At 69.2% G+C, this 25,495-nt stretch carries 28 protein-coding genes; 14 read left to right on the top strand and 14 right to left on the bottom strand.

Going from position 1 to position 25,495, the window contains the following annotated elements; all coding sequences use genetic code 11:
* Positions 1–54: 54 nt before the first annotated feature.
* Genes OM513_RS11855 through OM513_RS11835 form a run of 5 tightly spaced genes read right to left on the bottom strand, consistent with a single transcriptional unit; the run spans position 55 to position 4,833 of the window.
* Positions 55–1,299, bottom strand: coding sequence for an adenosylmethionine--8-amino-7-oxononanoate transaminase (locus OM513_RS11855; protein WP_264944762.1), 1,245 nt, complete (start codon positions 1,297–1,299; stop codon positions 55–57).
* Positions 1,296–1,919, bottom strand: a complete 624-nt coding sequence (gene bioD / locus OM513_RS11850) for a dethiobiotin synthase (RefSeq protein WP_264944515.1) — start codon at positions 1,917–1,919, stop codon at positions 1,296–1,298. Before bioD ends, OM513_RS11855 begins: the two co-directional genes overlap by 4 nt.
* Positions 1,907–3,040 carry an 8-amino-7-oxononanoate synthase gene (locus OM513_RS11845; RefSeq protein ID WP_264944513.1) on the bottom strand — a complete coding sequence of 378 codons (1,134 nt, stop codon included), beginning with the start codon at positions 3,038–3,040 and terminating at the stop codon, positions 1,907–1,909. Before OM513_RS11845 ends, bioD begins: the two co-directional genes overlap by 13 nt.
* Positions 3,041–3,091: 51 nt before the next feature.
* A complete protein-coding gene (locus OM513_RS11840; protein WP_264944512.1) occupies positions 3,092–4,021 on the bottom strand; it encodes a DMT family transporter in 930 nt (309 codons plus the stop codon).
* Positions 4,021–4,833 carry an HpcH/HpaI aldolase/citrate lyase family protein gene (locus tag OM513_RS11835; RefSeq protein WP_264944511.1) on the bottom strand — a complete coding sequence of 271 codons (813 nt, stop codon included), beginning with the start codon at positions 4,831–4,833 and terminating at the stop codon, positions 4,021–4,023. Before OM513_RS11835 ends, OM513_RS11840 begins: the two co-directional genes overlap by 1 nt.
* Before the next feature lie 49 nt (positions 4,834–4,882).
* Here OM513_RS11835 and OM513_RS11830 point away from each other — a divergent pair, with 49 nt between their 5' ends.
* The 3 genes from OM513_RS11830 to OM513_RS11820 are packed head-to-tail and all read left to right on the top strand — an operon-like array spanning position 4,883 to position 8,180.
* Complete coding sequence (locus tag OM513_RS11830) at positions 4,883–5,869, top strand: SPFH domain-containing protein (protein WP_264944510.1); 987 nt, start codon at positions 4,883–4,885, stop codon at positions 5,867–5,869.
* 3 nt (positions 5,870–5,872) lie between these two features.
* Positions 5,873–6,340 carry an NfeD family protein gene (locus OM513_RS11825; protein ID WP_380916326.1) on the top strand — a complete coding sequence of 156 codons (468 nt, stop codon included), beginning with the start codon at positions 5,873–5,875 and terminating at the stop codon, positions 6,338–6,340.
* A gap of 25 nt (positions 6,341–6,365) precedes the next feature.
* On the top strand, positions 6,366–8,180 hold the full coding sequence (locus OM513_RS11820; RefSeq protein WP_264944506.1) for a DUF885 domain-containing protein: 1,815 nt from the start codon (positions 6,366–6,368) through the stop codon (positions 8,178–8,180).
* Between the two features lie 74 nt (positions 8,181–8,254).
* Here the strand turns inward: OM513_RS11820 and OM513_RS11815 are convergent, their stop codons facing one another.
* From OM513_RS11815 to OM513_RS11805, 3 genes are read right to left on the bottom strand one after another with little or no spacing between them, the layout of a single operon-like run.
* Positions 8,255–8,575 carry a hypothetical protein gene (locus OM513_RS11815; RefSeq protein ID WP_264944504.1) on the bottom strand — a complete coding sequence of 107 codons (321 nt, stop codon included), beginning with the start codon at positions 8,573–8,575 and terminating at the stop codon, positions 8,255–8,257.
* A gap of 39 nt (positions 8,576–8,614) precedes the next feature.
* Positions 8,615–9,073 carry a hypothetical protein gene (locus OM513_RS11810; protein ID WP_264944502.1) on the bottom strand — a complete coding sequence of 153 codons (459 nt, stop codon included), beginning with the start codon at positions 9,071–9,073 and terminating at the stop codon, positions 8,615–8,617.
* Positions 9,074–9,119: 46 nt separating this feature from the next.
* The gene (locus tag OM513_RS11805; RefSeq protein ID WP_264944500.1) at positions 9,120–10,742 is read right to left on the bottom strand and encodes a phosphoenolpyruvate carboxykinase; all 1,623 of its coding nucleotides are present in this window, start codon (positions 10,740–10,742) and stop codon (positions 9,120–9,122) included.
* A gap of 176 nt (positions 10,743–10,918) precedes the next feature.
* Here OM513_RS11805 and OM513_RS11800 point away from each other — a divergent pair, with 176 nt between their 5' ends.
* The 8 genes from OM513_RS11800 to OM513_RS11765 all read left to right on the top strand — a co-directional run bounded on the left by OM513_RS11800 (position 10,919) and on the right by OM513_RS11765 (position 16,878).
* Entirely contained in the window at positions 10,919–11,626 is a 708-nt protein-coding gene (locus OM513_RS11800) for a response regulator transcription factor (RefSeq protein WP_264944499.1), read from the top strand.
* Positions 11,595–13,178, top strand: a complete 1,584-nt coding sequence (locus tag OM513_RS11795; protein WP_264944498.1) for a sensor histidine kinase — start codon at positions 11,595–11,597, stop codon at positions 13,176–13,178. Before OM513_RS11800 ends, OM513_RS11795 begins: the two co-directional genes overlap by 32 nt.
* Entirely contained in the window at positions 13,175–13,621 is a 447-nt protein-coding gene (locus OM513_RS11790; RefSeq protein WP_264944496.1) for an HPr kinase/phosphorylase, read from the top strand. The genes OM513_RS11795 and OM513_RS11790 overlap by 4 nt, the downstream gene beginning before the upstream one ends.
* On the top strand, positions 13,618–14,541 hold the full coding sequence (gene rapZ, locus OM513_RS11785) for an RNase adapter RapZ (protein WP_264944495.1): 924 nt from the start codon (positions 13,618–13,620) through the stop codon (positions 14,539–14,541). The genes OM513_RS11790 and rapZ overlap by 4 nt, the downstream gene beginning before the upstream one ends.
* A gap of 20 nt (positions 14,542–14,561) precedes the next feature.
* A complete protein-coding gene (locus OM513_RS11780) occupies positions 14,562–14,969 on the top strand; it encodes a PTS sugar transporter subunit IIA (RefSeq protein WP_264944493.1) in 408 nt (135 codons plus the stop codon).
* A complete protein-coding gene (locus OM513_RS11775; RefSeq protein ID WP_264944492.1) occupies positions 14,966–15,238 on the top strand; it encodes an HPr family phosphocarrier protein in 273 nt (90 codons plus the stop codon). Before OM513_RS11780 ends, OM513_RS11775 begins: the two co-directional genes overlap by 4 nt.
* A 31-nt stretch (positions 15,239–15,269) precedes the next feature.
* Positions 15,270–16,079 carry a TrmH family RNA methyltransferase gene (locus OM513_RS11770; protein ID WP_264944491.1) on the top strand — a complete coding sequence of 270 codons (810 nt, stop codon included), beginning with the start codon at positions 15,270–15,272 and terminating at the stop codon, positions 16,077–16,079.
* A gap of 73 nt (positions 16,080–16,152) precedes the next feature.
* Positions 16,153–16,878 carry an META domain-containing protein gene (locus OM513_RS11765; RefSeq protein ID WP_264944490.1) on the top strand — a complete coding sequence of 242 codons (726 nt, stop codon included), beginning with the start codon at positions 16,153–16,155 and terminating at the stop codon, positions 16,876–16,878.
* Between the two features lie 6 nt (positions 16,879–16,884).
* On the opposite strand, the gene OM513_RS11760 is transcribed toward OM513_RS11765, so the two are convergent.
* The 3 genes from OM513_RS11760 to recR all read right to left on the bottom strand — a co-directional run bounded on the left by OM513_RS11760 (position 16,885) and on the right by recR (position 19,528).
* A complete protein-coding gene (locus OM513_RS11760; protein WP_264944489.1) occupies positions 16,885–18,159 on the bottom strand; it encodes a DNA recombination protein RmuC in 1,275 nt (424 codons plus the stop codon).
* A 141-nt stretch (positions 18,160–18,300) separates the two neighbouring features.
* Entirely contained in the window at positions 18,301–18,828 is a 528-nt protein-coding gene (def, locus tag OM513_RS11755) for a peptide deformylase (protein WP_264944488.1), read from the bottom strand.
* 103 nt (positions 18,829–18,931) lie between these two features.
* Positions 18,932–19,528, bottom strand: a complete 597-nt coding sequence (gene recR / locus OM513_RS11750) for a recombination mediator RecR (RefSeq protein WP_264944486.1) — start codon at positions 19,526–19,528, stop codon at positions 18,932–18,934.
* 85 nt (positions 19,529–19,613) lie between these two features.
* On the opposite strand from recR, the gene fmt reads away from it, so the two are divergent.
* The 3 genes from fmt to OM513_RS11735 all read left to right on the top strand — a co-directional run bounded on the left by fmt (position 19,614) and on the right by OM513_RS11735 (position 22,126).
* Positions 19,614–20,516, top strand: a complete 903-nt coding sequence (gene fmt, locus OM513_RS11745; protein WP_264944484.1) for a methionyl-tRNA formyltransferase — start codon at positions 19,614–19,616, stop codon at positions 20,514–20,516.
* The gene (truA, locus tag OM513_RS11740) at positions 20,513–21,250 is read left to right on the top strand and encodes a tRNA pseudouridine(38-40) synthase TruA (protein WP_264944483.1); all 738 of its coding nucleotides are present in this window, start codon (positions 20,513–20,515) and stop codon (positions 21,248–21,250) included. The genes fmt and truA overlap by 4 nt, the downstream gene beginning before the upstream one ends.
* A gap of 639 nt (positions 21,251–21,889) precedes the next feature.
* Positions 21,890–22,126: a hypothetical protein gene (locus OM513_RS11735; RefSeq protein ID WP_264944482.1), complete on the top strand. Its 237-nt coding sequence runs from the start codon at positions 21,890–21,892 to the stop codon at positions 22,124–22,126.
* 266 nt (positions 22,127–22,392) lie between these two features.
* Here the strand turns inward: OM513_RS11735 and OM513_RS11730 are convergent, their stop codons facing one another.
* From OM513_RS11730 to OM513_RS11720, 3 genes are read right to left on the bottom strand one after another with little or no spacing between them, the layout of a single operon-like run.
* The gene (locus tag OM513_RS11730) at positions 22,393–23,595 is read right to left on the bottom strand and encodes a class I SAM-dependent RNA methyltransferase (protein WP_380916327.1); all 1,203 of its coding nucleotides are present in this window, start codon (positions 23,593–23,595) and stop codon (positions 22,393–22,395) included.
* A complete protein-coding gene (locus OM513_RS11725) occupies positions 23,586–24,959 on the bottom strand; it encodes an NAD(P)H-hydrate epimerase (protein WP_264944478.1) in 1,374 nt (457 codons plus the stop codon). Before OM513_RS11725 ends, OM513_RS11730 begins: the two co-directional genes overlap by 10 nt.
* A 20-nt stretch (positions 24,960–24,979) precedes the next feature.
* The gene (locus OM513_RS11720) at positions 24,980–25,411 is read right to left on the bottom strand and encodes a hypothetical protein (RefSeq protein ID WP_264944476.1); all 432 of its coding nucleotides are present in this window, start codon (positions 25,409–25,411) and stop codon (positions 24,980–24,982) included.
* Positions 25,412–25,495 lie beyond the last annotated feature (84 nt).

The raw sequence follows: 25,495 nt of genomic DNA, 5'->3' as shown, positions 1-25,495 counted from the left end.
TCGGAAGTTGGCGGCCCATGTAACCGCGGTGGTGGGGAAGCGCTAGGGCCTGTTTCAGCGCAGCCCGGCCGCCTCGGCGATCGCCGCGTGGATATGGTCCAGTTCCGCGGCCCCGGTGCAATAGGGCGGCATGACATAGACGGTGTTGCCCAGCGGGCGGATCAGCAGTCCCTGGTCGCGGAAAAAGGCGAGCAGGCGCGGGCCGAGCTCGGAGAGATATCCGCCCTCGCGCGCGTCGATCTCCAGCGCGGCGATGGTGCCCAGGGCGCGCGCGCCGCTGACGCCCGGCAGCTTCGCCAGCGCGGCCACGTGCGCCGCCTGGCGCTCCGCCAGCAGCGCGATCCGCTCGCGCACCGGCTCGTCGCGCCACAGCTCCAGGTTCGCGCAGGCGGCGGCGCAGGCGATCGGATTGGCGGTGTAGCTGGAGGAATGGAAGAAGGTGCGCGAACGATCGGTGCCGTAATGCGCCGCGTACACCGGCTCGATCGCCAGCGTGACCGCCAGCGGCACGGCGCCGCCGGTCAGCCCCTTCGACAGGCACAATATGTCGGGCACCACCTCCGCCTGTTCGCATGCCAGCAGCGTGCCGGTGCGCCCCCAGCCGGTCATCACCTCATCCGCGATGAACAGCACGCCATGCGCGGCGCAGATCCGGCGCATCTCGGCCAGGACATGGGGCGGATAGAAGAGCATCCCCCCCGCCCCCAGCACCAGCGGCTCGACGATGAAGGCGGCAGGATGCGCGCGGCAGGCGGCCTCCAGCGCGTCGAGCGTGTCCTGCTCCTTCCCCGGCGCGGGATAGGGCACGGTGCCGACATCGAACAGCAGCGGGGCATAGGCGCGGTTGAACACGCCGCGCGCGCCCACCGACATCGCGCCGATGGTGTCGCCGTGATAGCTGTGTTCCATCACCAGTATGCGGTCGCGCGGCTCGCCCCGGTTCGCCCAGAAGCCGAGCGCCATCTTCAGCGCCACCTCGACGCTGGTCGAACCCGAATCCGAGAAGAAGACGCGGGTGAGCGCAGGCGGCATGATCTCCAGCAGCCCGCGCGCCAGCGCCTCGGCGGGTTCGTGGGTCCATCCGGCGAAGATGATCTGGTCCAGCCGGCCCGCCTGCTCGGCGATCGCCGCCATGATGCGCGGGTGGCGATGGCCATGCGTGATCACCCACCAGGAGGAGATGGCGTCGATCACCCGCCCGCCATCGGCGAGGTGGAGGTACGCGCCCTCCGCCCCCGTCACCATCGGGATCGGCTCGCCCAGCCCATGCTGGGTGAAGGGATGCCACACCGCGCTCAGGCGAAGTCCTCCAGCCGGAAGGCCGCCGCAAAGGCGGTCGCGAGCGTCCCGGCGTCGAGCGGATCGAGCAGCGGCAGGCGCCCCAGGCGGCGGACCCCGCCGATCGCGGCGATGGCGGCCTCGCTGTCCTCCACCGCGTCTCCCATAAAGGCCACGCCCAGCATCGGCACGCCCCGGCCGCGCAGCGCCTCGATCGTCATCAGGCTGTGGTTGATGGTGCCCAGCCCGGTCCGCGCGACGATCACCGCCGGGCATCCCCAACGCGCGAGCTGATCGGCAAACAGCAAGTCGCGGCGCAGCGGCACCAGCGCGCCGCCCGCCCCCTCCACCACCAGCGGCCCCGCGACATCGGGCAGCGCCAGCCGCTCAGGGTCGATCGTCACCCCGTCGATCTCCGCCGCGCGATGCGGCGAACAGGGCGTGGCAAGGCGATAGGCCTCGGGCAGGATACGCTCCGGCGGCACGCCGAGCGCGGCGGCGCGCGCGCTGTCCGTTCCGCCCTCCAGCCCCGCCTGCACCGGCTTCCAGTAGCGGGCGCCCAACGCGGCGGCGAGACCGGCGGCGAACACGGTCTTGCCCACATCGGTATCGGTGCCGGTGACGGCGATCACGCGGGGCATGCCAGCTCCCGCGCCATCGCGGCGGCCAGGGCGTCCACGTCATCGGCGGTCACGTTAAGCGTCAGCGAGATGCGCAGGCGCGAGGTGCCCGGCGGCACCGTGGGCGGGCGGATGCCGCGCACGTCGAAGCCGCGCGCCTGGAGCGCCGCCGCGGCCGCCATCGTCCGCGCATCCTCCCCCAGCACCAGCGGCAGGATCTGCGATCCGGTGGGCGCCACGCCCAGCGGGGCCAGCGCCGCCTCCGCCCGGCGCACCAGCGCGGCCAGCGCCTCGCGCCGCCACGGCTCGTCCGCCAGGATGCGCAGGCTCTCGCGCACCGCCTCGGCCATCAGCGGCGACGGCGCGGTGGTGAAGATGAAGCTGCGCGCGCGGTTGATCAGGAAATCGCGCACGGCGCGGCTGCCGGTCACCAGCGCGCCCTCGCACCCCAGCGCCTTGCCGCAGGTGTGGAGCGCGATCACCTCCTCACGCCCGTCGAGATGCCCGGCCAGCCCCTGGCCGCGCGGGCCGAACACGCCCGTCGCATGCGCCTCGTCCACCAGCAGTACGCCATCGTGCCGCCGCGCCACCTCCGCCAGCGCGTCGATCGGGGCGCGGTCGCCGTCCATCGAATAGAGGCTCTCCACCGCGATCCAGGGCGTCCCCGCCCCGCCCCGCCCGCGCCATTCGCGTATCGCCCGATCGAATGCGCCCGCGTCGTTGTGCGCCGCCGCCAGCGCGGGCGCGCGGCTCAGCCGCATCCCGTCATGCGCGCTGGCGTGGATCCATTCGTCATGGACGATCAGGTCGCCCGGCTGGGGCAGCGCCGAAAAGAGCGCGACATTGGCCATATAGCCGTTGGCGAAGAACAGCGCGCTCTCGCTGCCGAAGAAGGCCGCGGCCTCCGCCTCCAGCGCCTCATGCGCGCGATCGTTGCCGCGCAGCAGCCGCGATCCGCCCGATCCGATCGCGGCGCCCGCCTCCAGCGCCGCCGCCACCGCATCGCGCAACCGCTGCGACCCGGCCAGGCCCAGATAGTCGTTGGAGGAGAAATCGGCCCCGGCGCGGGGGCTGAGGCCACGCAATCGCTCCCGGGCGCCAAGGCGGGTCAGATCGGCGCGGTGGAAATCGAACACGGGCATCACGGTGGCGCATAGCCGCGCCGCGCCGCGCAGGCCAGTATCGCGCTAAGCTCAGGCCGCGCCCGGCTTGCCCGCGAACCAGCCCGCCGCGATCCCCGCCGCGATCAGCGCCATCCCCACCGCATGATAGCCATGCAGCGCCTCCCCCAGCAGGGGCACCGCCAGCAGCGCGCCGAACAGCGGCAGCAGGCTGATCGCCTGGCCCGACAGCGCCGGTCCCACCTCCGCCACCGCCGCATTGTAAAGCGCATAGGCCACCACCGATGGGAAGACCGCGACATAGGCGAAGGCACCGAACAGCTCGGGCCGCCAGTGCATCGCCGCGATCTCCGCCCATTCCGATGCGGCGAGCGGCGCCATCCCCGCCACGCCGATCGCGAAGGTGACGGCAAGCAGGCTGGTGGGATGGATCGCCGGGCGCAGCCGCAACAGGCTGGTGTACAGCGCCCAGGCGACCACCGCGCACAGGATAATCAGGTCCCCGGCGCCGAAATGCAGTGCCAGAAGCTGGGTCAGGCTGCCCTGGCACACCACCACCGCCACGCCCGCGCCGCCGGTCAGCACCGCCAGTATCTGGAACCCGGTGGCACGCCGGCCGAAAAACAGGCGGTCTGCCAGCAGCACCAGCGGGGGCACGCCCGCCTGTAGCAGCAGCGCGTTGGCCGCGGTGGTATAGCGCAGGCCCGAATAGAGCAGCGCGTTGAAGCACACGATGCCGAAGAAGCCGATCAGCAGCAGCGGCAGCCATCCCGCGCGCATCGCCGGCCAATCGCGCCTCAGGTGCCGCGCGGCAAAGGGCAACACCACCAGCAGCGCCCCCGTCCAGCGGACGAAGGCCAGCAGGAACGGCGGAATATCCGCTCGTACCGCGCGGCCGACGAACGAATTGCCCGCCCACATCAGCATCACCAGAACCAGCGCAGCCAGCGCCAGCAGCGATCGCGGCGCGCGCTGCGGGCCGGTGCCCGCCCCGCCCGGCATCAGTCCGCGCGCTCGATCAGCGCCCTGGCCTGCGCGACGTGCATGTCCTCGATCATCGCGTCGCGATAGCGTTCGGCGCCGCCCGTCGCCGCGGCGATCAGCGCGCGTGCCTCCTCCAGCTCCGCCTCGCTGGGGCTGTATGCGGCGCGGGCGATCGCGATCTGGTTGGGGTGGATCAGCGACTTGCCGTCGAAGCCCAGCATCCGCCCCTCGGCGCACTCGGCCGCCAGCGCTTCCGGATCGTCCAGCCGGTTGAACACGCCGTCGATCGCCCAGGCGCCGCCCGCGCGCGCCGCCAGCACGATCGCCTGCAGCGCCATGCCCATGCTCGCCCGCCCGGCGGACGGCGGCAGGCGGAGCTGTGCCGCCAGATCGTTTGTGCCCGCGATCAGCCCGGCGCATTCGCCCCCGTCCGCCGCCGCGGCGATGGCGGGCGCGGCCAGCACGCCGGCGGGCGTCTCGATCATCGCCAGCACCGGGCGGCCCGCGGCATCGGCGACCCGCGCCAACGTTCCCGCCGCCTCCACCTTCGGCACCACGACATAGTCCGCGCGCGATTCGGCCACGGCGCGCAGATCTTCGCGATGATGCCCGCTGCCTTCGGCGTTGATGCGGATCGCGAACAGCCGCCCGGCGAACGGCCCCGCGGCGCGCGCGGCATCACGGGCACGCTCCTTGTCCTCCTCGCGCACGGCATCCTCCAGGTCCAGGATCACCATGTCGGCGGGTAGCCCATGCGCCTTTTCAATCGCGCGGGAATTGGAGGCGGGCATGAAGAGCGCCGTGCGCGGCGCCAGTCTGGCTGTGGTCATGGGATGTCTCTATGCTAGCAATGCCGGCAATCGGCGAGGGGAGTCGGAAATGGACACGATGACGATATTTCTGCTGACCACCGTGGCGGTGGTGCTGCTCTACCTCTTCTCCAGTCTCAAGGTGGTGACGCAAGGCTATCAATATACGATCGAATATTTCGGCCGCTTCACCGCCGTGGCGACTCCCGGCCTGAATTTCTACCCCGCCTTCTTCTATCGCGTCGGCCGCAAGGTGAACATGATGGAGCAGGTGATCGACATCCCGGGGCAGGAGATCATCACCAAGGACAACGCGATGATCTCCACCGACGGGGTGGTGTTCTTCCAGGTGCTGGACGCCGCCAAGGCCGCCTATGAGGTCAGCGACCTCTATGTCGCGCTGCTCCAGCTCACCACCACCAACCTGCGCACGGTGATGGGCTCGATGGACCTCGACGAGACGCTGTCGAAGCGCGACGAGATCAACGCGCGGCTGCTGTCGGTGGTCGATCACGCGACCGGGCCGTGGGGCGTCAAGATCACGCGCGTGGAAATCAAGGACATCCGCCCGCCCGCCGACATCGTCAACGCGATGGGCCGCCAGATGAAGGCGGAGCGCGAGAAGCGCGCCAACATCCTGGAGGCGGAGGGTACCCGCGCTTCCGAAATCCTGCGCGCAGAGGGGCAGAAACAGTCGAAGATCCTGGAGGCCGAGGGCCGCCGTGAGGCCGCCTTCCGCGACGCCGAGGCCCGCGAGCGATCGGCCGAGGCCGAGGCCAAGGCGACCGAGCTGGTGAGCGAATCCATCGCCAAGGGGTCGTCGCAGGCGATCAACTATTTCATCGCGCAGAAATATGTCGAGGCGGTCAGCAAGTTCGCGACATCGCCAAACGCCAAGACGATCCTGTTCCCGGTCGAGGCGACCAGCCTGATCGGCACGCTGGGCGGGATCGGCGAGCTGGCAAGGGAAGCGCTGGGCGGCGGAAGCGGCGGCGGAACGCCCTCCCCGGCCCCCGCGCGGCCGCGGCCCTCGCCCTTCACCCCGCAGGAGGGCTGAGCGATGGTGACCGAGATATTGGAGACGCCCGGGCTGTCCTGGCTGATCCTGGCCGGCGTGCTGGCGCGGGTCGAGCTACTGGTGCCGGGCATTTTCCTAGTGTTCGTAGCGGCCGGAGCGGCGGTCACCGGGGCCGCGGTGCTGTTGTTCCCGGGCATGTCGTTCTTCGCGGAAATGGCGCTGTTCGCCGTCGCCACGGCCACGGCGGTGGCGATCGGACGCCGCTGGTATCTGCGCAATCCCGTGCCCAGCGCCGATCCGCTGCTCAACGATCGCGCCGCGCGGCTGGTGGGCGAAACCGTGCCGGTGGTGGAGGCGATCGTCGATGGTCACGGCCGCGTGAAGGTGGGCGACGGCGAATGGCTGGCGCACGGCCCGGATGTTCCCGCGGGCGCGCGCGTGCGGATCACCGGCGCCGATGGCGCGACCCTCACCGTAGAGCCCGTGGCCGTGCTAGCCTCGGGCGGTTGATTCGAATTTCTCCGGAGAATTGTTGATGCTTACCAGCCGCCGCGACCTTCTGACCGGCGCAGGCGCCGCAGTTGCGCTCTCCGCCCTGCCCCGCGCGGCCTGGGCCTCCCCGGCCGATGCCGACGCGGCGGCGCTGATCGCGCAGGTGGCCGAACGGCTGCTGGCCGACTCGCCCGAAAGCGCCACGGGCCTGGGCATCGACAAGGGTGATCGCGCGGCGTTGAAGCACAAGCTGGGCGACCGCTCGCCCGCCGGGCAGGACGCGGCCGCCAGCCACCTGCGCGAGGCGCTGGCAGCGATCGCCAAGCTCGACACCACCAAGCTTGATCATACGATGCAGGTGAACCTGGACGTGGTGAAGACCGCGTTCGAATCGGGGCTGAAGGGCCTTTCCTTCGGCTTTGGCGACGTTGCGGTGGGCGGATGGCGCAACGCGCCCTATGTCGTGATCCAGAATGTCGGCGCCTTCCTCGATACCCCGCGGATGCTCGACAGCGATCACCAGATCGAGAACTCCGACGATGCCGAGGCCTATCTGGACCGGCTGGCGGCCTATGCCGGCCAGCTCGACGGCGAGACCGAGCGGCTGAGGATCGCCGCGGGCAAGGGCGTGATCGCGCCCGATTTCCTGCTCGACAAGTGCCTGAAGCAGATCAAGCTGGCGCGCGAGGGCAATCCGGCCGGCTGGGGGCTGGTCACCTCGGTCGCCAACCGTACCGCCAGCCTGAAGCGCGACTATGGCCAGCGGGCGTTTGAGATCTGCGGGTTCAAGGTGCTGCCCGCGATCGACCGGCAGATCGCCGAGCTGGAAAAGCATCGCGCGCGCGCCACGGGCGACGCGGGCGTGTGGAAATTCCCGGACGGCGACGCCTATTACGCCTGGGCGCTGAGCGCGGGCACGACCACCACGCGCAGCCCCGAGGAGGTCCACAAACAGGGTCTGGACGAGCTGGCGGAGCTCCAGGCGCAGATGGACCCGATTCTGCGCGCGCAGGGATACAGCCAGGGCAGCGTCGGCGAGCGCATGACCGCGCTGGGCCGCGACCCGCGGTTCCTGTTCCCCGACAACGACGAGGGCCGCAAACAGATCATCGCGCTGCTGGAGAAGAGCATCGCCGAGATGCGCGCCAAGATGCCGCAGGCGTTCCATACGCTGGTGCGCGGCAATGTGGAGGTGAAGCGGCTGCCGCTGGCCGAGGAGCCCGGCGCGCCCGGCGCCTATGGCGGCCCCGGCACGATCGACGGCAAGGTGCCCGGCCGGCTGTGGATCAACCTGCGCTCCACCGGCATCTGGCCGCGCTATTCGCTGCCGGACCTGGCCTATCACGAATCGATCCCGGGCCACGCCTGGCAGGGCGAATATACGTTCAAGCTGCCGCTGGTCCGATCGCTGCTCCAGTTCAACGCCTATTCGGAAGGCTGGGCGCTCTATGCTGAGCAGCTTGCCGACGAACTGGGCGCCTATGCCGACGATCCGATCGCGCGGCTGGGCTATCTGCAGAGCCTGTCGTTCCGCGCGTGCCGGCTGGTGGTGGACACCGGGCTGCACGCCAAGCGCTGGACGCGCGAGCAGGCGATCCAATGGTTCGCCACCACCAATGGATCGACCGTGGAAGAGGTTCAGGGCGAGGTGGACCGCTATTGCTCGTGGCCGGGCCAGGCCTGCGGCTACAAGGTCGGGCACAGCGAGATCAACCGCCTGCGCCGCCACGCCCAGGCCGAACTCGGCGGCCGCTACGACTTCAGGGCGTTCAACGACGCGCTGCTCCTGGGCGGCAATGTGCCCATGACGGTGCTGGGCCGGGTGATCGATCGCCACATCGCCGAGCGCAAGGGCTGATACACAATCCCCCGCCGGCGCATGCACCGGCGGGGGATTGGAATTTCAGAATTTTCCAGAAATTACGACCGCGGTCACTTCTTTCCGAAGAAGCCCGCCGCCATGCCCGCGATATCGTTGAGCGGGTTGCCGTCGCCATCCTTGTCGAGCATCGAGGCGTAGTTGGCGAGCGAGCCCTCGCCGCCGATATGGCCGATCAGCTCCTGCACCTTGTCGAGCGGCAGGCCCGTCGCCGCAGCGGCGCCCTCCGCGGTGTCGCCCTGCATCGGGTGGAACTTGGCGAGCGCCGCCACCGCCTGCTGCACATGCTCGGGCGAAAGGCCGACCTTGGCCGCAAGATTGGCGACATCGGTGCCGCCGCCGAACTGGCCGAGAAGATTGTCGAGGATGCTCATGCGCCGTTCTCCCTTGGGAATCGCTGGGTCGCCGCCAGACTAGCATGCCCCGGGCAGCGGCGCACGATCCGGCGGCACGAATCCGCGCCGCGCCGCCACAGAAAACAGCAGATCGCGGCTGTAGAAGCCCAGCGGCCAATCGCGGCGGCCCACGGGCGAAAGCAACAGCGCATTGGCCCGCGCGGCCAGCCCCGCATCGCCCCGCCAGCCGCGCAGGAAATGCCGCACGCCCGCGACGTAAACATGGGTGATCGTATCGTGATAGCCCTGGGTATCGTCGTTCACGCCGCCGGCGCTTTCGTTGTAGCGCGCGATGATCCACGCGATGCGGGCGTCCACATCGATGTCGGGCCGCTCGGCGAGCAGCCACAGGCAGGCGGCGAGATGCGCCTCATGCGTCCAATCGGCGCGGGGCAAGGTGCGCGCCAGCAATCCTTCGCCGATGCGGATCACATCGGCGTCGGAGGCGAACAGGCGGGGCGAACATGCTTCGGTCATCGGATCGGGCCTTCCCTTCGGGGTGCCCGATCCTTGGACCGGGCCGTTACTCGGCGGCTTCGGTGGCTTGTCCCGGAGCGGCCTGGCGCACCCCTTCGTCGACATGATCGGCGAATTGGGCGAAATTCTCGACAAAGGCGTCGACCAGCTTCGCGGCGGTGGCGTCATATTCCGCCTTGTCCGCCCATGCCTCGCGCGGATCGAGCAGCGCGCTGTCCACGCCCGGCACCGCGACCGGCACCATGAAGCCGAAGTTCGGATCCTTGCGGAATTCGGCGTTGTTCAGGCTGCCGTCGAGCGCGGCGTTGAGCAGCGCGCGCGTGGCCTTGATCGGCATGCGCTTGATGCCCGGCATCGTCGCCTTGCCGCCGCTCCAGCCGGTGTTGACCAGCCAGCAATCCACGCCGCCCTTGGCGATCCGCTCCTTGAGCAGGTTGCCGTAGACGGAGGGGTGGCGCGGCATGAACGGGGCGCCGAAGCAGGTGGAGAAGGTCGCCTCCGGCTCGGTCACGCCGATTTCGGTGCCCGCCACACGCGCGGTGTAGCCCGAAAGGAAGTGGTACATCGCCTGCTCGGGCGTCAGCTTCGCGATCGGCGGCAGCACGCCATAGGCGTCCGCGGTCAGCATCACGACGTTGTTCGGCACCGGCCCCATGTTCTCGGCCGAGGTGTTCGGGATGAACTCCAGCGGATAGGAGCCGCGGCTGTTCTCGGCCAGGCTGTTGTCGTCCAGGTCCAGCGCGCGCGATTCCGGGTCCATCACGACATTCTCGAGCACCGTGCCGAAGCGCTTGGTGGTCGCGAAAATCTCCGGCTCCGCTTCCGGCGACAGGCGGATCATCTTGGCGTAGCAGCCGCCTTCGAAGTTGAACACGGCGGTGTCCGACCAGCCATGCTCGTCGTCGCCGATCAGCGTGCGGCTGGCATCGGCGGAGAGCGTGGTCTTGCCGGTGCCCGACAGGCCGAAGAACACGGCGGTGTTGGTGCCGTCATGCGCGGTGTTGGCCGAACAGTGCATCGGCATGATGCCGTCCTGCGGCAGCAGATAGTTGAGCAGGCCGAACACGCTCTTCTTCATCTCGCCGGCATAGGCGGTGCCGCCGATCAGGATCAGCTTCTCGGTGAAGTTGACCGCGATCACGGTTTCCGTGCGGCAGCCATGCTTGGCGGGATCGGCGCGGAAGCTGGGCAGATCGATGATGGTGTATTCGGGCAGGAAGCCAGCCAGTTCATCCTCGCCGGGGCGCACCAGCAGCGTGCGGATGAACAGGTTATGCCACGCCAGCTCGTTGATCACGCGCACCTTCACGCGATGCTCGGGCTGCGAACCGCCGTACAGGTCCTGCACGAACAGCGTGTCGCGGCCCTTCAGCTCGGCGAGGAAATCGGCCTTGAGCGCGGCGAACGCCTCCGGCGTCATCGCCACGTTGGTCTTGCCCCACCAGATCGTGTCCTCCGTCTCCGCGTCGCGGACGATGAACTTGTCCTTGGCGGAACGGCCGGTGTGCTTGCCGGTGGCGACGACCAGCGGGCCATCCTTGGCCAGCTTGCCCTCTCCGCGCGCGACAGCATGCTCGACGAGCGGCGCGGTGATCAGGTTCCAATGGATCGTAGCCCCGGTCTCGATACCGTGAAGGTCGAGCCCGTGGCGCGGAACACGCTGGGTCAAGGCAAATTCTCCCTCTAGCGGCGCAGAAGCCTGCGCCGCCGCCGATGCTGTCCCTTGCCCTGTAGGCAGCCGCAGAAACCGGGGTCAATCCAGGTAACCGGTGTCAATAGATTGTGGGGCTTCCAACTTTGGTCTAACCCCGGGACAGAAACAGTAGCGACACGCCGGAAGGCCGCATGACAGCAACGATCGCGCTCGTCGACGACGACCGCAACATCCTTACCTCCGTATCGATCGCGCTTCAGGCCGAGGGCTTCCTGACGCGCGTCTATTCCGATGGCGAGGCCGCCTTGAAGGCCCTGATCGACAACCCGCCTGACCTGGCGGTGCTGGACATCAAGATGCCAAAGATGGACGGGCTGGAATTGCTGCGGAGGCTGCGCGAGAAATCGGGCATCCCGGTGATCTTCCTGACCAGCAAGGACGACGAGCTGGACGAGGCGCTGGGCCTGGCGATGGGCGCGGACGATTATATCGCCAAGCCGTTCAGCCAGCGGCTGCTGATCGCACGCATCCGCGCCATCCTGCGCCGTACCGAGGTGAACCAGCCCGCGGCAGAGGGCGGCGAGCAGGAGGCCGCCCAGCCGCTGGTGCGCGGCCGCCTGTCGATGGACCCGGCCCGCCACCGCGTCACCTGGGACGGAACCAATGTGACGCTCACCGTCACCGAGTTCCTGATCCTGGAGACGCTGGCGCAACGGCCGGGCATCGTGAAGACGCGCAACCAGTTGATGGACGCGGCCTATCAGGACGATATCTACGTCGACGACCGCACCATCGACAGCCACATCAAGCGCGTGCGCCGCAAGTTCCGGCAGGTGGATTCGACCTTCGACGCGATCGAAACCCTCTATGGCGCCGGATATCGATTCTCCGACGAGTGAGGAGCGCGGCCTGGCGCTCAAATGGTCCAACCGGCTGTCGCTGACGCCGCGGATACTGGCCGTGAACATCTTCGCGCTGGCGCTGCTGGCCGGGGGGTTCTCGTACCTCGATTCCTATCGCGCGCGCATCGTCGAGAGCCGGATGGCGCAATCGAGCCGTGAGGTGCGGCTGATCGCCCAGTCGCTCGCCGCCGCGGCCAAGGACCCGCCGCGCCGCGACACGCTGGTGCTCAGCCTGGCGCGCGACATGGGCGTGCGCATCCGCCTGTTCGGCGAGGACGGCAAGCTGCTGTCGGACAGCCGCGACCTGGGGCTCCACAACGTGGTGCTGCGCGATCCCGACAAGGACCCGTGGAACCAGGACGTGGCCCGCTTCCTCGACGCGGTGATCGACACGGTGGCGGGCGCCGATCGCGCGCCGCAATATCGCGAGCGCCCGCCGGATCGCGGCTTCGACTGGCCCGACGTGCGCAGCGCGGGAACCGATCACGGCGCCCCGTCCACCGTCTGGCGCGCGCCCGACCGCACCCCGGTCATTACCGCCGCCGCGCCGATCACCGGGCTGGGCGTGGTGATGACCACGGTGAACGCGCGCGACATCACCACCACGGTCCGCACCGAACGGTTGCGGCTGGGCGTGGTGCTGCTGATCGTCATGCTGGCGTCGATCGGCCTCTCGCTGTTCCTGGCGCGGACGATCGTGCGGCCGTTGCGCCACCTGGCCGATGCGGCGATCCGCGTGCGGCTGGGCCGCGCGCGCGAGGTGGTGGTGCCCCGCCTGCCCAGCCGCATGGACGAGATCGGGCGGCTGGCCCGCGCGATATCCGACATGAGCCAGGCGCTGCGCGCACGAATCGACGCGACCGAGAGCTTCGCCGCCGATCTGGCGCACGAGCTGAAGAACCCCCTCGCCTCGCTGCGTTCCGCGGTGGAGGGGCTGGGCCATGTCCGCAAGAGGGAGCATCGCGACCAGCTCCTGGCGATCGTGCGCGAGGATGTGTTGCGGCTCGACCGGCTGATCACCGACATCTCGGACGCCTCGCGCCTCGACGCGCAGCTCAGCCGCGCCAAGTTCGAGCCGGTCGATATCGGCGAGATGATCGCCGCGCTGATCGCCCAGCGCGAGGAGCGCGGCGTGCCCAACGGCATCCGCCTCTCCTTCGATCGCGCTTCCCGGGCACGGATGCGCGTGCTGGGCGAAGGCGGGCGGCTGGAGCGCGTGTTCGAGAACCTGATCGACAACGCCGTTTCCTTCTCGCCGAAGGGCGGCCGGATCGCGCTTTCCGCCGCGCGCGAAGGGCGCATGCTGGTCGTGCAGGTCGAGGACGAAGGCCCCGGCGTGCCCGAAGACGAGCGCGAGGCGGTCTTCCGCCGCTTCCATTCGGTACGCCCCGAAGGCGAGGCGTTCGGCCGGCATTCCGGGCTGGGGCTGGCCATTGCGCGGACGATCGTGGAAGCGCATCAGGGCAGCATCGCCGTGGAAGCGCGGGCGGACGGGATGTCCGGCGCGCGCTTCGTGATACGGCTGCCGATAGCCGAGAAGAACGGATGACCGACGTGCGTGCCCCCATGGTATCCACCGAACGCCTGCATGCGTCCTGCGTGGCGATCGGCGGCCAGGCCGTGCTGATCGAGGGGCGTTCGGGCGAGGGCAAATCCGATCTGGCGCTGCGGCTGATCGATCGCGGCGCCGTGCTGGTTTCCGACGATCAGACGCTGTGCCACCGCCAGGCGGACGGCACGCTGCTCGCGAGCCCGCCCGCCACCATCGCCGGCAAGATCGAGGTGCGCGGGCTGGGCATTTTCGAGATGCCGCACGCCGAGCGCGTACCCGTGGCGCTGGTGATCGCGATCCTCGATTCGCCGCCGCGCTTTCCGGAAGAGCAGCGGACGCGGCACATTGCCGGGGTCGCCGTGCCGGTGCTCGCGCTCGCCGCGCTGGAGCCTTCGGCCCCGGTGAAGGTCGAGCTCGCGCTGAAGCGGATCGCGGCATGAGCAAGAACACGCCCAAGAACATCCTGCTCGTCACCGGCATGTCCGGCGCGGGCAAGTCCACGGTGCTGCGCACGCTGGAGGACCTGGGCTGGGAGACGGTGGACAATCTGCCGCTGCTGCTGCTCAACCGGCTGCTCGACACCGATCTGCCCGAGGGGATCGACGGCGGCGACGATCGTCCGTTGGCGATCGGCATCGGCGCCCAGACGCGCGGATTCGACGCCGAGAGCATCGTGCGGCGCATCAAGAAGCTGCGCGAGGACCACGGCCACGACATCGGCACGCTGTTTCTCGAATGCTCGGGCGCGGAGCTGGAGCGGCGCTATTCGGAGACGCGGCGGCGCCACCCGCTGGCGCTGGACCGCCCGGCCGCGGACGGCATCGCCCGCGAGCGCGACCTGCTGGCCCCGCTGCGGCGCTGGGCCAACCGGCTGATCGACACCACCCGCATGACCGCGAACGAGCTGGCGCAGCAGATCCGCCAGTCCTTCTCCGGCGAGGGGATGGGCGATTCGGTGCTTTCGATCGGATCGTTCGGCTATGCCCGCGGCATCCCGCGCAACGCGGACCTGGTGTTCGACATGCGCTTCCTGCGCAACCCGCACTGGGTGGAGGATCTGCGCCCCGGCACCGGCCGCGATCCCGATGTCGCCGCCTATGTCGCCGCCGATCCGGCCTATCGGGAGGCCATGGCCCAAATCGAAACACTGCTGCTGCTGCTGCTCCCGCGCTATCAGGCCGAAGGGAAGGCCTATGTCACGATCGCCTTCGGCTGCACGGGGGGACGGCACCGTTCGGTCCATGTCGCGGAGCACATGGCGGGGCGGTTGCGCGAGGCGGGATTTTCGCCCACGGTGACCCATCGCGATCTGCAGACCGCGCCGCAGGACTCGCTGGAGGGAGCGCCGGTGGCCATATGAATGGGGCGGAGAACTAACCAATGATCGGTCTGGTACTCGTGACGCACGGGCGGCTCGCCGAGGAGTTCGTCGTCGCGATGGAGCATGTGGTCGGCAAGCAGGAGCGGATCGCCACGATCTGCATCGGCCCCGAAGACGATATGGAAGAGCGCCGCGCGGATATCGCCCGGGCCCTGCAGGAGGTCGATTCGGGCCGCGGCGTGATCCTGTTGACCGATCTGTTCGGCGGCACGCCCTCCAACCTGGCCATCTCGCTGATGGAGGCGGGCCGTTACGAGGTGATCGCCGGCATCAACCTGCCGATGCTGATCCGCCTGGGCGGCGCGCGCAAGACGATGAAGGTGACCGAGGCCGTCGCCGCCGCGCGCGAGGCCGGGCGCAAATACATCACCGTCGCATCCGAAGTGTTGGGAGAAGCCGCCGCGTGAGCGAGATTTCCCGGACCGTCCAGATCTGTAACAAGCGCGGCCTCCACGCGCGCGCCTCCGCCAAGTTCGTCACCCTCGCCTCGTCGCAGCCCGTGCCGCTGACGGTGGAGAAGGATGGGTCCCAGGTCACGGCAACCTCGATCATGGGGCTGATGATGCTGGGCGCGGCGATGGGCGACACGATCACCATCCGCGCCGCGGGCGACGGCGCCGAGGACGCCGTTCAGGCCCTGGCCGAACTGGTCGAGGCGCGGTTCGGGGAAGACTGAGCCCCTACCCCGCCCCATCCAGCGCATCGCCATGCCCCGCCAAATCACCGCCTTCTCCAACCCGCTGGTCAAGCAGGTCCGGCTGCTGCGCGACAAGCGTCACCGGCGCGAGCAGGGCCGGTTCCTGGCCGAAGGGCTGCGCATCCTGACCGAAGCGCGCGAGGCCGGGCGGCTGCCCGAGCATCTGTTCTTCGCCGCGGACAGCGCCGCCCATCCGCTCGTCACCGCGCTGGTCGCCGCGACCGAGGCGGCAGGCGGCGAGGCGATCGAGACCAGCGCGGACATCCTCTCGAAGCTTTCGGGCAAGGACAATCCGGGGTCGGTGGTGGGCGTCTATCGTGAGTTCGCGCTGCCGCTGGACGCGCTCGACCGTGCCGCCGCGCCGATCTGGCTGGTGGCGGAGCGGCTGCGCGATCCGGGCAACCTGGGCACGATCCTGCGCACCGGCGACGCGGTGGGCGCGGGCGGGCTGATCCTGGTGGACGATTGCGTCGATCCCTTTTCGGTGGAGGCGGTGCGGGCGAGCATGGGGGCGCTGTTCACCATGCCCGTGGCCCGCGCCGCATGGGACGACTTCCGCGCCTGGCTGCGTTCCGGGCCGGGGCAGCTCGTGGGCCTCAGCCTCGACACCGAGCATGATTACCAGGCGCCGCGATATCAGGCACCCACCTTCCTGCTGACCGGCAACGAGGCGCAGGGCATGCCGGACCATATCGCCGCCGAATGCGACCTGCTGGTCAAGATCCCGATGCTGGGCAAGGCCGACAGCCTGAACGCCGCGGTGGCGACGGCGGTGATGGCCTATGAGGTGCTCAACCAGGGCCGCCGCGCGGAAACCTGAACCGGCGCCTGTCGTTGCGGCAATGCGCCGTTCAGCCGCCTCCTGCCAATCGGGCCGGGAAGGAGTTCTACCCATGCATCTCTCCACGATCGCCACCGCCGGCCTGATGTCGCTGGCCATGCTGATGCCCGCGGACAGCAACGCCCAGCGCGGCGGCCTGGAGACCTACAAGGCCCGCGGCACCGAGCCCTTCTGGTCGCTGACCATCGACCAGCGGACGATGCGGCTCGAAACGCCCGATGGCCGCCCCGTGGTGGTGGCCGCGCCGCGCCCGATCCACGGCTTCGCTGGCGAGACCTATCGCACCCGCACGATGACCGTGAACATCGTCCACAAACAGTGCAGCGACGGGATGAGCGACCGGCGCTATCCGGACACCGTGACGGTGAACCTGGGCCGGCGCACCTACAATGGCTGCGGCGGCGATCCGATCGTCGCCAATCCCGGCGCAGGGCCGATCGCGGGCGACTGGCGCATCCTGCAGATTTCCGGCCGCCAGGTGATCGGCAACAACGTCACCATCCGCTTCACCGCTGACCGGGTGAACGGCAACACCGGCTGCAACAGCTTTTCCGGCGCCTACCGCTTCGATCGCGGTGCGCTGGTAACCGGGCCGATGGCGGTCACCAAGCGCGGCTGCATGGGCCCGGTGGGCCAGCAGGAGCGGACGATGCTCGACATCCTGGGCCGCCGCCTGACCGTGACCAACAACCGCAACGGCAGCGTGCTGCTCAGCGCGCCGGGCGGGCGCACGCTGCTGATCCAGCGCGAGCGCGACGGCGGGCCCTGGCGCCGCTAAACCCCGTTATTCCGCGGCTTCCTCCCCCGCCCCGCCGGCCAGGCCGATCAGCTTGGTCAGCGGGCGGGGCGAGGTTTCCACCACAGGAAGCTGCTCGATCTTCTTCGCGCCGTTCGCCACCTCCAGCGCCTCGAAGCGCTGCGCCTGGGTCATCACCTGGCTCTCCAGGCTTCCCACCATCGCGTTATAGGCGCGGTTGGCGGTCTCCAGATTCTTGCCCAGCCGCCCGACATGCTCACCCATGGTGGCAAGACGCGCGTGCAACTCCTTGCCCAACCTTGCGATTTCCGCCGCCTCCTCCGCCAGCTTCTCCTGCCGCCAGACGCTGGCGACGGTGCGCGCGATCGCGACGAGGTTGGTCGGCGTGGCAAGCAGCACGCGCCGCTCGAACGCCCATTCCCACAGCACATCGTCCTGCTCCAGCGCGGCCGTTAGGAAATGTTCGCCGGGGATATAGAGGATCACATAATCGGCCGCGTCGCCGAACCGCTCCCAATAGCCCTTGGAGCCAAGCTGCTCGGCATGGCGGCGGATCGCGGCGGCATGCGCCTTCAGGTGCGCGGCGCGCGTCGCATCGTCCACCGCGTCGGTGGCGTCGAGATAGGCGTTGAGCGAACATTTGGCGTCGACGATCAGCTTGCGCCCGCCCGGCAGGCGGACGACCACGTCGGGCCGCAGCCGCCCATCCTCGGTGTTCACCGAAACCTCGGTCGCGAAATCGGCGAATTGCGAAAGGCCCGCCTGCTCCAGCACATTCTTCAGGCTCTGCTCGCCCCAGCGGCCGCGCGACTTGGGGCTGGCGCGCAGCGCGTTGACCAGCTTCGCCGTTTCGTCGCGCACCTGGCCGTGGCTGGAATGGAGAAGCTGCACCGCCTCGCGCAGCGCGGCATATTGATCGACGCGGCTCTTCTCGACCTCGTTCAGCCCCTGCTCGTAGCGCTTGAGCACCGCCTCCACCGGCTGGAGCAGCGCCTTTAGCTGGGTCTCGCTCTTCTCGCCGGCCTGGTGGAAGCGCTGGTCGGCGCGTTCGAGCAGCGCCTTCTGCGCATCGCCCAGCACGCGATGCGCAAGGTTCGCGAAACGCTCCTCGAAGCCCTGGCCCTGCCCGCGCGTTTCGGCCAGCTCGATCTGGGCGCGGGCGAGATCGGCGGCGGCGGCCTTGAAATCCGCCTCGCGCGCGTCGCGCTGCGCCCGCATCTCCGCTACGCCGCGCGTGCCCAGGAACCAGCCGATCCCCAGCCCCGCGATCAACGCGGCCACCGCCATCGCCACCAGTTCCACGCGCCGTCTCCCGCCGGATGTTCAAAGAGGTTCAGAGGCCGTGCGCATCGCGGCGCACCTCCCCCGGAAGCGAACGCCGGAGCGCCGCCGAACGCAGAACATATACCGAACAGTCGCGACAGGACAGCGGCTTTTTTCCGATCAGGCGGCCGTCTTGCGCGCCTTGGCCAGCTTCTTCAGGATCATGTCGCGCTTCAGGCGCGAGAGATGGTCGATGAAGACGATGCCTTCCAGATGATCCATCTCATGCTGGATGCAGGTGGCGAGCAGCCCTTCGAAGAGCGCGTCGTGACTCTCACCCTTCTCGTCGAGCCACGTCACGCGGCAACGGGCGGGGCGCTCCACATCGGCATATTGATCGGGGACCGACAGGCAACCCTCGGTATAGACCGACTGATCTTCCGACGGATCCAGTATCTCCGGATTGATGAAGACGCGGGGCGCGCGGATCGGCTTGCCCTCCTCGTCCTCTTCCTCCTGCAGGTCCATCACGATCACGCGCTTGGGCACGCCCACCTGGATCGCGGCCAGGCCGATGCCGGGCGCGTCGTACATGGTGTCGAACATGTCGCCGATCAGCGCGCGCAGCTCGTCATCCACCGTCTCGACGGGCGCGGACACGGTGCGCAGGCGGGGATCGGGGATCTCTACGATGGGAAGAACTGCCATGCGGCGGATTTAGGATTGGGCCGGTGGGGCGTCAAGCAAGGGGGAGGCCGGGCGCGCGCCAGCCAAGGACATTCGGTTGTTTCACGCGACGGCGTGAGGAAACTCAGGCCACCGGCCGCCGTGCGCGCAGCGCCTGGGCCAGCGTGCCCTCGTCCAGATAATCCAGCTCGCCGCCCACCGGTAGCCCGTGCGCGAGCTGGGTGACGCGGACGGGGAAGCTCTCCAGCCGGTCGGCGATATAATGGGCGGTGGTCTGGCCCTCCAGCGTGGCGTTCATCGCCAGCACCACCTCGTCGATACCCCCCTCGCCCACGCGGCGGACCAGCGCGTCGATGGTCAGGTCCTCCGGCCGCACCCCGTCCAGCGCGGAAAGCCGCCCGCCCAGCACATGGAAGCGCCCGGGGAACAGCCGCGCGCGATCGAGCGCCCACAGGTCCGCCACCTCCTCCACCACGCACAGCGAACGCGCGTCGCGCCGCGGATCGGCGCAGATGCCGCAGGGATCGCTGGTATCGACATTGCCGCAGGTCGCGCAGGCGGTGAGCCGCCGGCTGACCTGCTCCAGCGCCGCCAGCAGCGGATCGAGCGCGGTCTCCCGCTTCTTGATCAGATGCAACACCGCGCGCCGCGCCGAACGCGGACCCAGCCCGGGAAGCCGCGACAGGGCCTGGGTGAGCGCTTCGATCTCGACGGATGCCATGGCGTGGAGATAGCGAGCCGGGAACAGAAAGGAAACCGCCCGCGCCAGCTTTCGCGGGAGTGGCGGACTGGCTAAAGCCGCGCCCATGCGTGTGATCTTCATGGGAACGCCCGAGTTCGCGGTGCCCGCGCTCGAGGCGCTGGCGGCGGCGGGGCATGATGTCGTGGCGGCCTATAGCCAGCCGCCGCGTCCCGGCGGGCGGCGCGGCAAGGCGCTGACCCCCTCCCCCGTCCATGCCCGCGCGGAGGCGCTGGGGATTCCCGTCCGAACCCCGGTGTCGCTGAAGGGAGCGGACGAGCAGGCGGCATTCGCGGCGCTGGGGGCCGATGTGGCGGTTGTGGCCGCCTATGGCCTGATACTGCCCCGCCCGGTTCTGGAGGCGCCGCGGCTGGGATGCCTCAACATCCACGGATCGCTGCTGCCGCGCTGGCGGGGCGCCGCGCCGGTCCAGCGCGCGATCCTGGCGGGCGACGCGGAGACGGGCGTGGGGATCATGCAGATGGAGGCCGGGCTGGACACCGGCCCGGTGCGGCTGCAAGGGCGCACCCCGATCGACGGCAAGACGGCCGGCGAGCTGACCGCCGAGCTTGCCGCCATGGGCGCGCGGCTGATGGTGCAGGTGCTGGGCGACATCAGCGCCCATCCGGCGGTGCCGCAGCCGCAGGATGGCGTCACCTATGCCGCCAAGATCGACAAGGCCGAGACGCGCCTCGATTTCACGCAAACCGCAGAGGAGGTTGAGCGGCAGGTGCGCGCGTTCAATCCGCCGGGGGCCTATTTCGAATGCGCCGGGGAACGGGTGCGCGTGCTTGCGGCGGAGATCGCCGATGGCGGCGGCGAGCCCGGCACGGTGATCGATGACCGGATCACGGTTGCCTGCGGACGGGGCGCGATCCGCCCGCTGCGCGTCCAGCGCGCAGGCCGTGGCGCCATGACGGCGGAGGAGCTGTTGCGCGGCTTCCCGATCCCGCCCGGGACGCAGCTTTGACGCGCTTCGCGCTGACGCTGGAGTGGGACGGGCGGCCCTTCATGGGCTGGCAACGGCAGAACCATGGGCCAAGCGTGCAGCAGGCGCTGGAGGAGGCCGCACGATCGGTGACGGGCGAGGACGTCATCGCCCATGCCGCGGGGCGCACAGACGCCGGGGTCCACGCGCTGGCGATGCGCGCGCATGTCGAGATCGCGAAGCCGATCGCGCCCTTCCGGCTGATGGAGGCGCTCAACGCGCGGATGCGGCCGCATCCGGTGGCGGTGCTGGCGTGCGAGGCGGTGGCGGACGATTGGCACGCGCGCTTCTCGTGCGTCGGTCGGCATTACGAATATCGCATCGTCAACCGGCGCGCGCCGCTGACCTTCGAGGCCGGGCTGGCATGGCGGATCGCGGCGGAGCTGGACGCGGACGCGATGCACCGCGCGGCGCAGGTGCTGGTGGGGCTGCATGACTTCACCACCTTCCGCTCGATCCACTGCCAGTCGGCCAGCCCGGTGAAGACGCTCGACCGGCTCGACGTCTCGCGCGAGCTTGACCGGGTGGTGGTGCGCGCGTCGGCGCGATCGTTCCTGCATCACCAGGTACGATCGATGGTGGGATGCCTGGCGCTGGTGGGCCAGGGGCGCTGGACCGCACGCGACGTGCGCAATGCGCTGGAGGCCAAGGACCGCCAGACGCTGGGACTGAATGCGCCGCCGGACGGGCTGTATTTCGTCCGGGCGGATTATTGAATTCCCGCGGAGGGCGGGAGTTTGTCTCGCACAAAGCCACGAAGGCACGAAGAAAAAGTCTTGGTTCGCGCGGTTACCGTACTTGGGTTTGCGGCCGTCGGCGCTGCGCGATCCCTTCGAGCAGATAGCGCCGCTCCCGCGCGAACCTGCCTGCTTTGTGGCTTTGTGGCTTTGTGCGAGAAAGCGACGATGAGAAGCGTTATAATAAATATTGGGACGATCTGGCCAGTAAACCGCATAGTCTATCTAATACAAACGTGAGAGCGTGGTATAAGTATCAGATATCAAGACTTCCGGAGATATTGCAAAATAGCAAAATGTCACTTGAGGAGAAGGCGCGATACGCTCATAGTTTCAGGAATGAGTTTCGCACGCGAGCAAGGGATCTAATGGCCGATCGCCCGCTGGCTGCCAAGCTTGACCGAGAAGACCCAAATATGTCGTGGGACGAAGTCGTTGCCTATACAAGATCAAAGGGGGATGGCTTTTTTGGTGACGCTTTGCTACGTGAGATCATAGCTTCAGCGGGCAGGTCGCGGGCAACGGTTGATAAGGATATGGGTTTCCTTGACTGAAACTTTCACTTTTCGGAGAAGAGGTCTCCTTTATATACATTTTATGCGATTTAAAACGTCGCAGTTGAAGGAATTTATTTCTTTCCTCTCTCAACAGCTGGATGTCGATATTAGCAATATCAAGGGATTGGTCTTTGCGAAGGATGCGGATTTCACCTACTGTGGTGAAAATTATGTAGTAGTTTCTGGACACTTGGGCACTTGCCATGTGGTGGCGGAAGGCGATGATGCACGAATTTCGCTTTTACGTGGTTTGTATGGCGACGCTATTGACGAAAAAATCCACGAGATTCATTACTGAATTGTAGTCGATTACGGGATTAGAATTACGGTGACACGTGCAATACCCCCAATTAGTGCTAACCAATTACGCAATTACGGTGACACGTGCAATAATCCCTTTACTCCCTTCGCGCCGTCGCTGGCCTCGGGCCATGGCGAGGCTTCGTTGCATTGTCCTCCCGGGCATCCCGCATCATATCACCCAGCGGGGCAACCGATCCGCGCGAGCTGCACTATTATTTCAACGGCGTCCGCGTCGGCGACATCTCGAACAACGGCACAAGGTCAGCGGCGGAACTTCGCGGCCAGCTCGACATGCGTGGACCAGCGGAACTGGCCGACCGGCTGGATCCAGTCGAGCCGGTAGCCGCCCTTGCACAATATCTCCGCATCGCGCGCAAAGGTGCTGGGATTGCACGAGATATAGGCTACGGACGGCACCCGGCAGATCGCCAGCTCCTCCGCCTGCTCGCGCGCTCCGGCACGCGGGGGATCGAGGATCACCGCGTCGAAATGATCGAGATCGGCCACGGTTAGCGGGCGGCGGTAGAGATCGCGATGATCGGCATAGACGGGGCGCTGCGCCGCCCCCGCCGCCGCCTTGAGCGACAGGATCGCGTCGCGTGCCGCCTCGGCCGCATAGACCTTGGCGCGGGGGAAGGCGAAGGTAAAGGTGCCCAGCCCGGCGAACAGGTCCGCCACCGCGGCCGCATCGCCCGCCACCTCGCGCGCGGCGTCGACCAACGCAGCCTGCCCCTCCGCCGTCGCCTGGAGGAAGCTGCCCGCCGGCAGCGGCACCGGCACGCCCGCCAGCGTGATCGTCACCGGATCGGGTTCCCAGCGCGGCGTGGGGCCAAGCCCCTCGTCGAGCGAAAGCCGCGCTAGGCCATGGCGCCGCGCGAAGCCGCTCAGCGCTTCCGCAGCGGCCAGCCCCTCCGCCTCCAGCCCGTCGATCAGCACGTCGCGGCCCTGATCCGCCAGCGTTACATGCACGTTCGCGCGGCGCGATCCGGGCAGCAGCGCCGACAACAGCCCGCGCAACGGATTGAGCAGCCGGAACAGCTCGGGATGCAGCACGCTGCATTCCTGCACGTCCACCAGCCGGTGGCTGTTCGCCTCGGTAAAGCCCAGATGCACCTGGCGCCCGCGCCGTTCGGCGTGGAAAGTGGCGCGGCGGCGCGTTTCGGGCGGCGAGAGCAGCGGCGTGCGGATCTCCGTCTCCAGCCCGTGCTGGCGCAGCGCCCCGGCGATGCGATCGGTGATGAAGCCGGCCCAGGCATCGTCGTCCAGATGCTGGAGCTGGCATCCGCCGCAGGTGCCGAAATGGCGGCATGGCGGCGTGCGGCGGCGCGGACCGGGCGCGACGGTGCCGTCGTCGCGCAGCCGGTCCCCCGGCGCGGCGAAGGGCACGTGGCGGCCGTCCCCGGTCACCCCGTCCCCGCGCGCCGCCACGCGCACGATCTCGTCATCCGCACCGTTCACACACATTCTCCCAAAGCCGCGGCGGCATGATCCACCAGCGCGTCGGCAGCAAAGGCCGGTCCGGCGAGCGACGCGGCGCGCGCATGGAGCCATACCGCCGCCTCCGCCGCCGCCACGCCGCGCAGCCCGCGCGCCGCCTGGGCCGCGAGCAGCCCCGCCAGCACGTCGCCCGTACCCGCGGTGGAGAGCCATGGCGAGGCCCCCGCCAGCACGCGCACCGCCCCGTCCGTGCCCGCGATCACCGTGTCGGCGCCCTTGTGGAGCACGGTGGCGCCCGTCTCCAGCACCAGCCCCAGCGTGCGATCGATCTTGCTGCCCTCCCCCTCGAACATCCGCGCGAACTCGCCGGCATGGGGGGTGAGCCAGGTGGGCGCGCGGCGGTCACGCAGCCAGCGGCCCGCCTGACGGCCGAGCAGCGTCAGCGCATCGCCATCCAGCACCAGCGGGTGCGGACAGGCCAGCGCGGCCTTCAGCAGCGCCTCCGAACGGCGCTCGCGCCCCAGGCCAGGGCCGATCACCACCGATGCGATCCGGTCGCTCTCCAGCAGCTCGGCCAGGTCCTCGGCGGCCTCGATCCGGGTGCGGACCAGCGCATCGGGTCCGCCCCCGCGCGGATCGGCGCCCGCCAGCGTGACATAGCCCGCCCCGCCCGCCATCGCCGCGCGCGCCGCCAGCCGCGCCGCCCCGGGCATCGCGCATTCGACCGCGACCACCATGCCGCGGCTGTACTTGTGATCCCCCGCCCCCGGCGGCGCCAGCCGTGGCCGGGCGGCGGCGCGCCGGTGCGCCGCCACCGGAATGGCGATGTCCGCCAGCAGCACATGGCCGCAACGCTCAAGCCCCGCGTCCAGCACATGCGCCGGCTTCAGCGCCGCCAGCGCCAGCGTTGCGGACACGCGCGGGGCGCCGAAATCGGCCCCGCTGTCGGTCTCCAGGCCCGACGGCAGGTCGATCGAAAGGCTGAAGTCCGCCGCCGTCACCAGATCAGCCAGCAGCGCGCGCGGGCCGCGTTCCAGCGGGCGCGTCATGCCCGTGCCGAACAGCCCGTCGACCAGCATCGGGCGCGGCCGCGCCTCATAGAGAGAGACCACCGGCCCTTCCCAGCGCGACCACATCTCCGCCGCCGCCCCGGCCTTGGGCTCGCCCATCGCCGCGACGCTGACGTCGAGGCCGCCCTGGCGCAGGTGGCGCGCGCAGACATAGGCGTCGCCGCCGTTGTTCCCCGGCCCCGCAACCACCAGCACCGGCCGGCCGGTCGCGAAGCGCGCCGCCTCGCGCGCCACCGCCGCGCCGGCCCGCTCCATGACGTCAAGCTGGCGCTCGCGGCGGAACACCGCCTCTTCGGCGGCGCGCATCTCGGCGGCGGTCACTATCGGGACGCCGGGCGGAATCATGACGGCTTGGCCTTTGACGTTGCGGGCGATGGCGTGGGGCTGGCGGCGCCCCCGGGTTGGCGCACCGTGGCGGGCAGGCGATAGCGGCCGCCGCCGATCGCGACCTCGATCAGGTCGGGCGCCAGCGGGGTGACGACCGCCGCCTCTGCCCCGTCCGCCGCCGCGACGCCGCTGCCGTCGCGCATCACCATCAGCCGGCGGAAACCGCCGTCCGGATGGCGCAGCGTCAGGATCAGCCCGTCCTGCGTCTGGCGCCGGTCGATCGTGCAGACGAAGCCGAAGGTGTCCGCCCCCGGCGGCATGCAGTCTAGCGGGCTTTCGGCCTTGGCCATCGCCTGTTTGTGCGCGTCCGCCTTGGCGGCGGCAACCTTGTCCGGGACCAGCCGGTCGCACGCCGCAACGAGCATCAGGGGGGCGAGCAGCAGCACGCGCCCGCCCCAGGCCGGCCGGACGGCGGCTGACGCCCACCGTCTCGCGCGGTTCGACAGATTCAGTGCCGGCGGATCGATGAT

It is taken from the genome of Sphingomonas canadensis (assembly GCF_026013525.1).
Lineage (GTDB): Bacteria > Pseudomonadota > Alphaproteobacteria > Sphingomonadales > Sphingomonadaceae > Sphingomonas > Sphingomonas canadensis.
Note: the sequence above shows the minus strand (reverse complement) of the source record. Positions and strands in the feature narration are given on the sequence as shown.

Bases quoted from the DNA above. Each gene is read 5' to 3' on its own strand.
- OM513_RS11800 (WP_264944499.1), top strand. From the start codon at position 10,919: ATGACAGCAACGATCGCGCTCGTCGACGACGACCGCAACATCCTTACC.
- bioD (WP_264944515.1), bottom strand. From the start codon at position 1,919: ATGCCCCGCGTGATCGCCGTCACCGGCACCGATACCGATGTGGGCAAG.
- OM513_RS11830 (WP_264944510.1), top strand. From the start codon at position 4,883: ATGGACACGATGACGATATTTCTGCTGACCACCGTGGCGGTGGTGCTG.
- OM513_RS11815 (WP_264944504.1), bottom strand. From the start codon at position 8,575: ATGAGCATCCTCGACAATCTTCTCGGCCAGTTCGGCGGCGGCACCGAT.
- recR (WP_264944486.1), bottom strand. From the start codon at position 19,528: ATGGCATCCGTCGAGATCGAAGCGCTCACCCAGGCCCTGTCGCGGCTT.
- def (WP_264944488.1), bottom strand. From the start codon at position 18,828: ATGGCAGTTCTTCCCATCGTAGAGATCCCCGATCCCCGCCTGCGCACC.
- OM513_RS11730 (WP_380916327.1), bottom strand. From the start codon at position 23,595: ATGTGTGTGAACGGTGCGGATGACGAGATCGTGCGCGTGGCGGCGCGC.
- OM513_RS11790 (WP_264944496.1), top strand. From the start codon at position 13,175: ATGACCGACGTGCGTGCCCCCATGGTATCCACCGAACGCCTGCATGCG.
- OM513_RS11770 (WP_264944491.1), top strand. From the start codon at position 15,270: ATGCCCCGCCAAATCACCGCCTTCTCCAACCCGCTGGTCAAGCAGGTC.
- OM513_RS11795 (WP_264944498.1), top strand. From the start codon at position 11,595: ATGGCGCCGGATATCGATTCTCCGACGAGTGAGGAGCGCGGCCTGGCG.
- OM513_RS11835 (WP_264944511.1), bottom strand. From the start codon at position 4,833: ATGACCACAGCCAGACTGGCGCCGCGCACGGCGCTCTTCATGCCCGCC.
- OM513_RS11810 (WP_264944502.1), bottom strand. From the start codon at position 9,073: ATGACCGAAGCATGTTCGCCCCGCCTGTTCGCCTCCGACGCCGATGTG.
- OM513_RS11825 (WP_380916326.1), top strand. From the start codon at position 5,873: ATGGTGACCGAGATATTGGAGACGCCCGGGCTGTCCTGGCTGATCCTG.
- OM513_RS11845 (WP_264944513.1), bottom strand. From the start codon at position 3,040: ATGCCCGTGTTCGATTTCCACCGCGCCGATCTGACCCGCCTTGGCGCC.
- OM513_RS11765 (WP_264944490.1), top strand. From the start codon at position 16,153: ATGCATCTCTCCACGATCGCCACCGCCGGCCTGATGTCGCTGGCCATG.
- fmt (WP_264944484.1), top strand. From the start codon at position 19,614: ATGCGTGTGATCTTCATGGGAACGCCCGAGTTCGCGGTGCCCGCGCTC.
- rapZ (WP_264944495.1), top strand. From the start codon at position 13,618: ATGAGCAAGAACACGCCCAAGAACATCCTGCTCGTCACCGGCATGTCC.
- OM513_RS11840 (WP_264944512.1), bottom strand. From the start codon at position 4,021: ATGCCGGGCGGGGCGGGCACCGGCCCGCAGCGCGCGCCGCGATCGCTG.
- OM513_RS11780 (WP_264944493.1), top strand. From the start codon at position 14,562: ATGATCGGTCTGGTACTCGTGACGCACGGGCGGCTCGCCGAGGAGTTC.
- OM513_RS11820 (WP_264944506.1), top strand. From the start codon at position 6,366: ATGCTTACCAGCCGCCGCGACCTTCTGACCGGCGCAGGCGCCGCAGTT.